The organism is Castellaniella sp. (assembly GCF_049673105.1).
Taxonomy (GTDB): domain Bacteria; phylum Pseudomonadota; class Gammaproteobacteria; order Burkholderiales; family Burkholderiaceae_B; genus Castellaniella.
In genome coordinates this window covers 1-7,649 of the sequence record NZ_JBATXG010000009.1, presented here as the reverse complement: position 1 = coordinate 7,649, position 7,649 = coordinate 1, and the positions used below count along the sequence as shown (strand labels likewise).

Below are 7,649 nucleotides of genomic sequence, written 5' to 3'. Positions count from 1 at the left end.
GCACCCGCCTGTTCGGCAAGGTCACCAACCTGACCGACTACGGCTCGTTTGTTGAAGTCGAAGCCGGTATCGAAGGCCTGGTGCACGTCTCCGAAATGGACTGGACCAACAAGAACGTCGATCCGCGCAAGGTCGTGACCCTGGGCGAAGAAGTCGAAGTCATGGTTCTGGAAATCGACGAAGACCGCCGCCGCCTCTCGCTGGGCATGAAGCAGTGCCGCCCGAATCCCTGGGAAGACTTTGCCTCCAACTTCAAGCGTGGCGACAAGGTTCACGGTGCGATCAAGTCCATCACCGACTTCGGCGTGTTTGTCGGCCTGCCCGGCGGCATCGATGGTCTGGTGCATCTGTCCGATATCTCTTGGGCGGAAACCGGCGAAGAAGCCGTGCGCAACTTCAAGAAGGGCGACGAGATCGACGCCGTGGTTCTGGGTATCGACACCGACAAGGAACGCATCTCCCTGGGCGTCAAACAGCTCGAAGGCGATCCGTTCAACAACTTCGTGGCCACCTACGACAAGGGCGCCGTGCTGACCGGCACGATCAAGTCCGTCGAACCCAAGGGTGCGGTCGTGACCTTGTCCGTGGACGTCGAAGGCTATCTGCGTGCTTCTGAAATCTCCGCGGGCCGCGTCGAAGACGCCACCACGGTGCTGCATGCCGGCGATCAGGTCGAAACCATGATCATCAACGTCGACCGCAAGGTGCGTTCGATCCAGTTGTCGATCAAGGCCCGCGACAATGCGGAAACCGCCGAGACCATCCAGCGCATGACCGAAGCCAGCGCATCGTCGGGCACCACCAACCTGGGCGCCCTGCTGAAGGCAAAGCTCGACCAGCAGCGCGATAACTGATGCCTGGCCTGACCAAGTCCGAGCTTATTACCGTGTTGGCGGGCCGCTACCCTCAGTTGGCGGTCCGTGACATGGACTTGGCGGTCAAAACGGTTCTGGACGCGATGGCCGATGCGCTGGCCCAAGGTCAGCGCATCGAAATTCGCGGCTTCGGCAGCTTTTCGCTGTCGCAGCGCCAGCCGCGTGTCGGGCGTAATCCGAAATCAGGCGAAAAAGTGTTGGTGCCGGCAAAACTGGTGCCGCACTTCAAGCCTGGTAAAGAATTGCGCGAGCGCGTGGATCGGGGGCCGGATGACGGCCTCTCCGAAGAACCTGCCACCGCAGCCGACTTGTATCAGATGCATTACATCAATGAATGAATCCGTGACTGGATGCGTTCAAAACGGCCTTCGGGCCGTTTTTTGTTTCCGTCCGCGCCGTTGCCGTCCGGCAGATGCCAGCCGGCACGGCGTGTGGCGGTTCATATGCCATTTATAATGGCAGGATTCCCTTTCAAGGAGCTTGGCATATGCGCTATCTGGTCTGGTTGTTGCGCTTGGTCATTTTCATCATCGTGCTGTTGTTTGCCTTGAAGAACACTGCGCCGGTGGACGTTGGGTTTTTCTCCGACCGGGTGCTGCATCAGGTGCCTTTGATCGTCGTGATGCTGGTTGCCTTCGTCCTGGGCGTCGCCTTTGGTTTGCTGGTGGCCTTTTCCGCCGTCTTGCGCCGGCGCCGCGAAATCAATCGCTTGCGGCGCGAGCTCTCGCGGGCGCAGGATGCTTTGGCTCATCCGCAGACCGGATCGGGGCCGTTGATTCCGGAAACCGTGGCGCCCCTGGCGCCACTCTGATGGGGTAATCGTGGATTTTGAACCCTGGTGGCTGATCATTGTTCCGGTCCTGTTCGGGCTGGGGTGGCTGGCGGCCCGATTCGACTTCCGGCAAATGCTGTCGGAAACGCGCGCCTTGCCCGATTCCTATTTCAAGGGCCTGAATTTCCTGCTCAACGAAGAGCCGGATCGCGCGATTGACGCCTTTGTCGAGGTGGCCAAGCTAGACCCCGAAACGACCGAACTGCACTTCGCGCTGGGCAGTCTGTTTCGGCGCCGCGGAGAGATCGAACGCGCCATCCGCGTGCACCAGAGCCTGCTGTCGCGGGAAGACCTGCCTTTGCCGGATCGGGAAAATGCCCAACTGGAATTGGCTCAGGACTTTCTCAAGGCCGGCTTGCTGGATCGCGCCGAACAGAGCTTTCAGGCCATTATTCATACCCGGCATGCCCAGGAGGCCATCCGCGCCCTGGTCCGCATCTATGAATCCGAACATGATTGGTCGCGGGCCATCGATGCGGTTCAGCAGTTGCGCAGCCGCGTAGAAGAGCCTGTTCCGCAGCTGGCCCACTACCATTGCGAACAGGCGCAGGCCTTGCTGGAAGCCGATCCCGTCGATTTCGACGCTGCCGCCCAGGCGCTGGATGCCGCCGACCATGCCGCACAGCAGAACGGCGCGACGCCGGCATCCGAAGCCCGGGTGCGGCTGCTGCGCGCGCAGTGGTCGGCGCGGCGCGGCGACCTGGAATCCCAGCGGATATACCTGCAAGATGTGCTGAGCGCCGCGCCGGATTATGCCGGGCTGGTGGCCGGCCCTCTGCTGGCGTGCTACGACACATTGGGGCGGGGGGATGAAGGCCTGGCCCTGCTGCAGGCGCAATATGCCCGTGTGCCGACTCTGGATCTGTTTAATGTGATTTTCCGCGCCTTGCGCGTGCAGGCCGGCGCCGAACCTGCCTGGGCGTTTGCCCGCGAGGCGCTACGGGCGCATCCGTCTTTACTGGGTCTGGACCGCCTGCTCGAAGTCGAGCTCTCCCAGGAAGGCGAAGCCGCAGACAATCGTCTGGTGCCCGGCGCCGATCTGGGCCTGCTGCGCAGCCTGATTCATAAACATACCCAGCGGCTGGACCGTTATGCCTGCAGCCAGTGCGGCTTCGAGGCGCGTCGCTATTACTGGCAGTGCCCCGGATGCAATGCCTGGGAAACCTACCGGCCTCGCCGCCTGGAGGAAATTCGTTGAGTGCATTTCCTTTGTCGGCTGCTCGCGCAACCCGGATACTGGTCGCGGGCGACATCATGCTGGACCGCTACTGGTTCGGCGAGGTCGAGCGCATTTCCCCCGAAGCGCCCGTGCCGGTCGTGCGCGTCGCGCGGCGCGAGGACCGTCTGGGGGGCGCCGCCAACGTGGCCCGCAACATCGCGGCGCTGGGGTCTCAGGTGGGCTTGTTGGGCATTGTCGGCGCTGACGAGGCAGGCGCCTGCGTGCGGACGCTGATTCAGCAGGCCGGCATCCGGGATTGTCTGATCGAAGATGCCGGCGGCATGGACACCACCTTGAAAATGCGTGTTCTGGGGCGCCAGCAGCAGCTGCTGCGCGTGGATTTCGAACAAGGGCCTGGCGCGCAGGCTCTGGATGCCCTGGAAGCCGGCCTGAAAGCCCATCTGGCGGATTACGATCTGCTGGTGTTGTCGGATTACGCCAAGGGCGCCCTGGGTCGGGTAGAAGCCCTGATCCGCGTCGCCCTGGACGCCGGTGTGCCGGTGCTGGTCGACCCCAAAGGCCATCGCTATGCCCGCTACCGGGGAGCCACGCTGGTCACGCCCAATCGCAGCGAAATGCAGGATGCCGTCGGTCGCTGGGAATCCGAAGACGATCTGACGACGAGGGCGCAGGCCTTGCGTCGGGAATTGGCGCTGGAAGCGCTGCTGATCACGCGCTCCGAGCAGGGCATGACGCTGTATACCGAGGCAGGGCGCGAACATGTAGATGCCCAGGCTCACGAAGTCTTCGATGTCTCCGGCGCGGGCGATACCGTGTTGGCCACCTTGGCGGTCATGCGGGCGGCGGGACTGAGCTGGTACGACGCCATGGCCTGGTCCAATCGGGCCGGGGGCATCGTTGTGGGTAAATTGGGCACGTCCATCGTGACCGCAGAGGAATTGTCATCATGATCGTGGTAACTGGCGCAGCAGGCTTCATCGGCAGCAATTTGGTGCGTGGCCTGAACGCACGAGGGCTGGATAACATTCTGGCCGTGGATGATCTGACGGATGGCGATAAATTTCGCAATCTGGTCGATCTGCGCATTGCCGATTATCTGCACAAGGACGAATTCCGCCGCCGGGTGCTCAGTGGCGAACTGCCGCGTCCGGACGCCGTGTTCCATCAGGGCGCCTGCTCGGATACGACTGAACGCAACGGCCAGTTCATGATGGACAACAATTTCCGCGTGACGCTGGAATTGTTCGAGTACTGCCAGACCCGCGAGGTCCCGTTTCTGTATGCTTCTTCCGCCGCCGTGTATGGCGCCGGTCCGCGGTATGTCGAAGACCCGGCCCACGAATCCCCGCTGAACGTCTACGGCTATTCCAAACTGTTGTTCGATCAGGTGCTGCGTCGGCGCATGGACAGGCTGACGGCCCAGGTCGTGGGGCTGCGCTATTTCAATGTCTATGGCCCGCGCGAACAGCACAAGGGCCGCATGGCGTCGGTGGCCTTCCACAACATGAACCAGTATGTCGAACAAGGCCATGTGCGCCTGTTTGGCGGCTGGGATGGCTATCCGGATGGCGGGCAGCAGCGCGATTTCATCTATGTCGATGACGTGGTCAAGGTCAATCTGCACTTCCTGGATCACCCGGAAGTCTCCGGTATTTTCAATTGCGGCACTGGGCGCGCCCAACCTTTCAACGATGTGGCGCAGACGGTCGTCAATAGCTTGCGGGTGCACCAGGGGCAACTGGCCTTGCCGCTGGAAGAGCTGGTCGGTGCGGGTCAGCTGCGTTACGTGGCGTTCCCGGATGATCTGAAAGGCCGGTACCAAAGCCATACCCAGGCGGATCTGTCCCAGTTGCGGGCTGCTGGTTATGCGCATCCCTTCCGCGATGTGCAAGCCGGGGTCAGCGATTATGCGCAGCGGCTGCTGGATGGGGGCCAACTGCATATCCGGTGATCGGCGGGCCGGCGTTTCCGCCGCTCCGGTAGGGCTTTTGGGGTATGACAAAGCCGATCACACCTGCCTCTTCTGGGCGCATGCCTGCGGCATCATGGCCGGACATCCTTCTCTTCACAGGAGTCTGCCATGAACCCCTTTTTGCATAGCACTGTTGCTCAGCCTTTGCCTGTCGCCAGAGCCGTCGCCTTGCCTGTCCAGCGGCATCGGACGCACTTGCCGTCCGCACCGCGTGTCGCGCGAGTGTTGCGGGCCGCCGGTCTGGCGGCGCTGACCTGGGCGGGGGCCGCCGGCGCCGTGGATCTGAATACCGCCACATTGGATCAGTTGCGCGGCATTCGCGGCATCGGGCCCAAGACGGCGCAGATTATTCTGGACGAACGCACCCGAGGCGGGCGTTATCTGTCCTTTGCCGATCTGTCGGATCGCGTGCGCGGCATCGGTCCGCGTCGCGCTCAGGCCTTGCAGTCAGCCGGCCTGACCATCGATGGCGGAGGGACCCGGCTGTCAGGGCAGGGGGCAGCGGCTGCGCAGGCGGTGGGGGGTATCCTTCCTGGCGCAAAGGCCGCATCAGCCGGGGCGCCTGTCGGTAGCCAGACGTCTGCGTCCAAGCGCTGAGCCGCCGCCCTCAGGCTGCCATCTGACCATTCGTCCGGGCGGGCATAAGCTTATTCCCCATGGCCGCATACACCGCTGGCGCTGCCGGTGCGGGTGTATCATTTCGGCATGAAAATCTACCCCACCATCGAAGATATCGTCGGCTCCACTCCTTTGGTGCGTTTGCAGCGCCTGCCGGGGGATGCCGGCGAGTCTCGCGGCAATATCGTCCTGGCAAAGCTCGAAGGCAACAACCCCGCAGGATCGGTCAAGGACCGCGCCGCGCTCAGCATGATCCGCCAGGCGGAACTGCGCGGCGATATCCGTCCCGGCGATACCCTGATCGAAGCCACGAGCGGCAATACCGGCATCGCCCTGGCGATGGCGGCGGCGGTGCGCGGTTACCGCATGATTCTGCTGATGCCGGATAACTCGTCCCAGGAACGCTGCGCGGCCATGACGGCCTACGGGGCCAAGCTGATCCTGACGCCGGCAGACCAGGGCGGCATGGAATACGCCCGCGATGAAGCCTTGCGCATGCAGGCGGCGGGTCAAGGCGTCGTGCTGGATCAATTTTCCAACGAAGACAATCCCCGGGCGCACCGCGAAACCACCGGCCCGGAAATCTGGGAACAGACCGACGGCCAGGTGACGCACTTCGTCAGCGCCATGGGTACGACGGGCACCATCATGGGGGTGGGCAGCTATCTGCGATCCCGCAATCCGGCGATCCAGGTCATCGGGGCGCAGCCTGCCGATGGCGCTCATATTCCCGGCATCCGCAAATGGCCGGAAGCGTATCAGCCCAGCATCTATCACCCAGAGGACATCAACGCCTTCGAACCGATTACTCAGGATCAGGCGGAATCCATGGCCCGGCGTCTGGCCGCCGAGGAAGGCATTTTTGGCGGCATCTCGTCGGCGGGGGCGGCTGTCGCCGCCCTACGAGTAGCCGCCACGGTGCGGGATGCGACGATTGTCTTCATCGTCTGCGACCGGGGGGATCGGTATCTGTCCACCGGGGTGTTTGGCTAAGCACGCATGACCGGCGTGCCCAGTCGTCATGGCCCCATGCGGTTGGTGATTTCGCCGGCCAGTTCGATCACGGACGCCGCGTAAAAGTAACTGCGGTTGTAGTGGGTGATGGCAAAGAAATTCGGTGTGGCGCAGCGGTAGTCGTGCGTGTCCCGGATCTCGTCTTGCAGGTCGATGACCCCCAGCGGCTGGGACTGCCAGTGCGTATCGCGACCGGGCAGAGCCTGCGCGCCAGCGGCCTTCAGGCGCGGCCAATCGCTGGTGGGTGTCAGGCCGTCCTGCACCAGCCTGGCGGCGTCTGCCGGCAGACGCACCGGCGCAAAGGCCGGCACATCGCGCACCCATCCGTGTTCTTTCAGGAAATTGCCGACCGACGCGATGGCGTCATCCACGTTGCCGGCCAGATCCACCCGGCCATCTCCATTGCCATCGACGGCATAGCGCATCAGGCTGCCGGGCATGAATTGCGGCAGCCCCATCGCGCCGGCGAACGAACCTTCGACCGTGTAGGCGTCCAGCGCCCCCTGGTGATCCAGTATCAGCAGGTCGGCCAGTTGTGCGCGGAACATGGCCTGGCGTTCCGGACGGGACGCATCGGGATAGCGAAAGCCCAGCGTGGTCAGCGTGTCCAGGACGCGATGGTCGCCGGTGAATTGACCATACACGGTCTCAATGCCGATGATGGCGACAATGATCGAAGCCGGTACGCCTGTGCGGGCGCTGACCTGATCCAGAGTGCTGCGGTGGGCCTGCCAGAAGGCCGCGCCCCGGCGGATGCGGATGGGATCCACGTGGCGCTGCCGGTAACTGAGCCAGGCGCGCCGGATGCGGGTGCGGTTGGCGGGCGGGGTCATCAGGCGAACGGCAGCGGCGTTGTATCGCGCCGTGCGTAGCAGCGCTTCCACGTCGGACAGCGGGATGTTCTGTTCCTGCGCTGTCTGCCGGGCAAAAGACTGGATGTCGGGCAATAGCTGCCCGTCTGAGCCGATGAAATCGCCCGGTGCCAAGGATGCTTGGCGTGTATTTCCGCTTCTGCTAGAATTAATACGATCGTTTGAAACGATCGTTTGATTTGTGGTGCTGCTGGTATCCGCTGTCTGAGGACTGTGACTGCTGCTGGCGCAACCGGATAAGAATAGCGACGCTACGGCAACTTGCAAAATACGGGTTGGTCTGAAC

At 63.0% G+C, this 7,649-nt stretch carries 9 protein-coding genes; 8 read left to right on the top strand and 1 reads right to left on the bottom strand.

Annotation, left to right across the window (positions count from 1 at the left end; all coding sequences use genetic code 11):
• The 8 genes from WBF69_RS03500 to cysM all read left to right on the top strand — a co-directional run.
• On the top strand, positions 1–854 hold an 854-nt coding region (locus WBF69_RS03500; RefSeq protein WP_424261273.1), incomplete at its 5' end, for a S1 RNA-binding domain-containing protein.
• Between the two features lie 8 nt (positions 855–862).
• On the top strand, positions 863–1,213 hold the full coding sequence (locus WBF69_RS03495) for an integration host factor subunit beta (RefSeq protein WP_424261277.1): 351 nt from the start codon (positions 863–865) through the stop codon (positions 1,211–1,213).
• Positions 1,214–1,362: 149 nt separating this feature from the next.
• A complete protein-coding gene (locus WBF69_RS03490; protein WP_424261271.1) occupies positions 1,363–1,686 on the top strand; it encodes a LapA family protein in 324 nt (107 codons plus the stop codon).
• 10 nt (positions 1,687–1,696) lie between these two features.
• Positions 1,697–2,905 carry a lipopolysaccharide assembly protein LapB gene (gene lapB / locus WBF69_RS03485; protein WP_424261269.1) on the top strand — a complete coding sequence of 403 codons (1,209 nt, stop codon included), beginning with the start codon at positions 1,697–1,699 and terminating at the stop codon, positions 2,903–2,905.
• Positions 2,902–3,837, top strand: coding sequence for a D-glycero-beta-D-manno-heptose-7-phosphate kinase (gene rfaE1 / locus WBF69_RS03480; RefSeq protein ID WP_424261268.1), 936 nt, complete (start codon positions 2,902–2,904; stop codon positions 3,835–3,837). The genes lapB and rfaE1 overlap by 4 nt, the downstream gene beginning before the upstream one ends.
• Positions 3,834–4,838, top strand: a complete 1,005-nt coding sequence (gene rfaD / locus WBF69_RS03475; RefSeq protein WP_424261266.1) for an ADP-glyceromanno-heptose 6-epimerase — start codon at positions 3,834–3,836, stop codon at positions 4,836–4,838. Before rfaE1 ends, rfaD begins: the two co-directional genes overlap by 4 nt.
• Positions 4,839–4,967: 129 nt before the next feature.
• On the top strand, positions 4,968–5,456 hold the full coding sequence (locus tag WBF69_RS03470; RefSeq protein WP_424261264.1) for a ComEA family DNA-binding protein: 489 nt from the start codon (positions 4,968–4,970) through the stop codon (positions 5,454–5,456).
• A 108-nt stretch (positions 5,457–5,564) separates the two neighbouring features.
• A complete protein-coding gene (gene cysM, locus WBF69_RS03465) occupies positions 5,565–6,470 on the top strand; it encodes a cysteine synthase CysM (protein WP_424261262.1) in 906 nt (301 codons plus the stop codon).
• A 26-nt stretch (positions 6,471–6,496) separates the two neighbouring features.
• Here the strand turns inward: cysM and mltB are convergent, their stop codons facing one another.
• On the bottom strand, positions 6,497–7,630 hold the full coding sequence (mltB, locus tag WBF69_RS03460) for a lytic murein transglycosylase B (protein WP_424261275.1): 1,134 nt from the start codon (positions 7,628–7,630) through the stop codon (positions 6,497–6,499).
• Positions 7,631–7,649 lie beyond the last annotated feature (19 nt).

What these genes read in the sequence shown, in the direction of transcription:
- WBF69_RS03490 (WP_424261271.1), top strand. Translation starts at nt 1,363, where the DNA reads ATGCGCTATCTGGTCTGGTTGTTGCGCTTGGTCATTTTCATCATCGTG.
- rfaD (WP_424261266.1), top strand. Translation starts at nt 3,834, where the DNA reads ATGATCGTGGTAACTGGCGCAGCAGGCTTCATCGGCAGCAATTTGGTG.
- WBF69_RS03470 (WP_424261264.1), top strand. Translation starts at nt 4,968, where the DNA reads ATGAACCCCTTTTTGCATAGCACTGTTGCTCAGCCTTTGCCTGTCGCC.
- cysM (WP_424261262.1), top strand. Translation starts at nt 5,565, where the DNA reads ATGAAAATCTACCCCACCATCGAAGATATCGTCGGCTCCACTCCTTTG.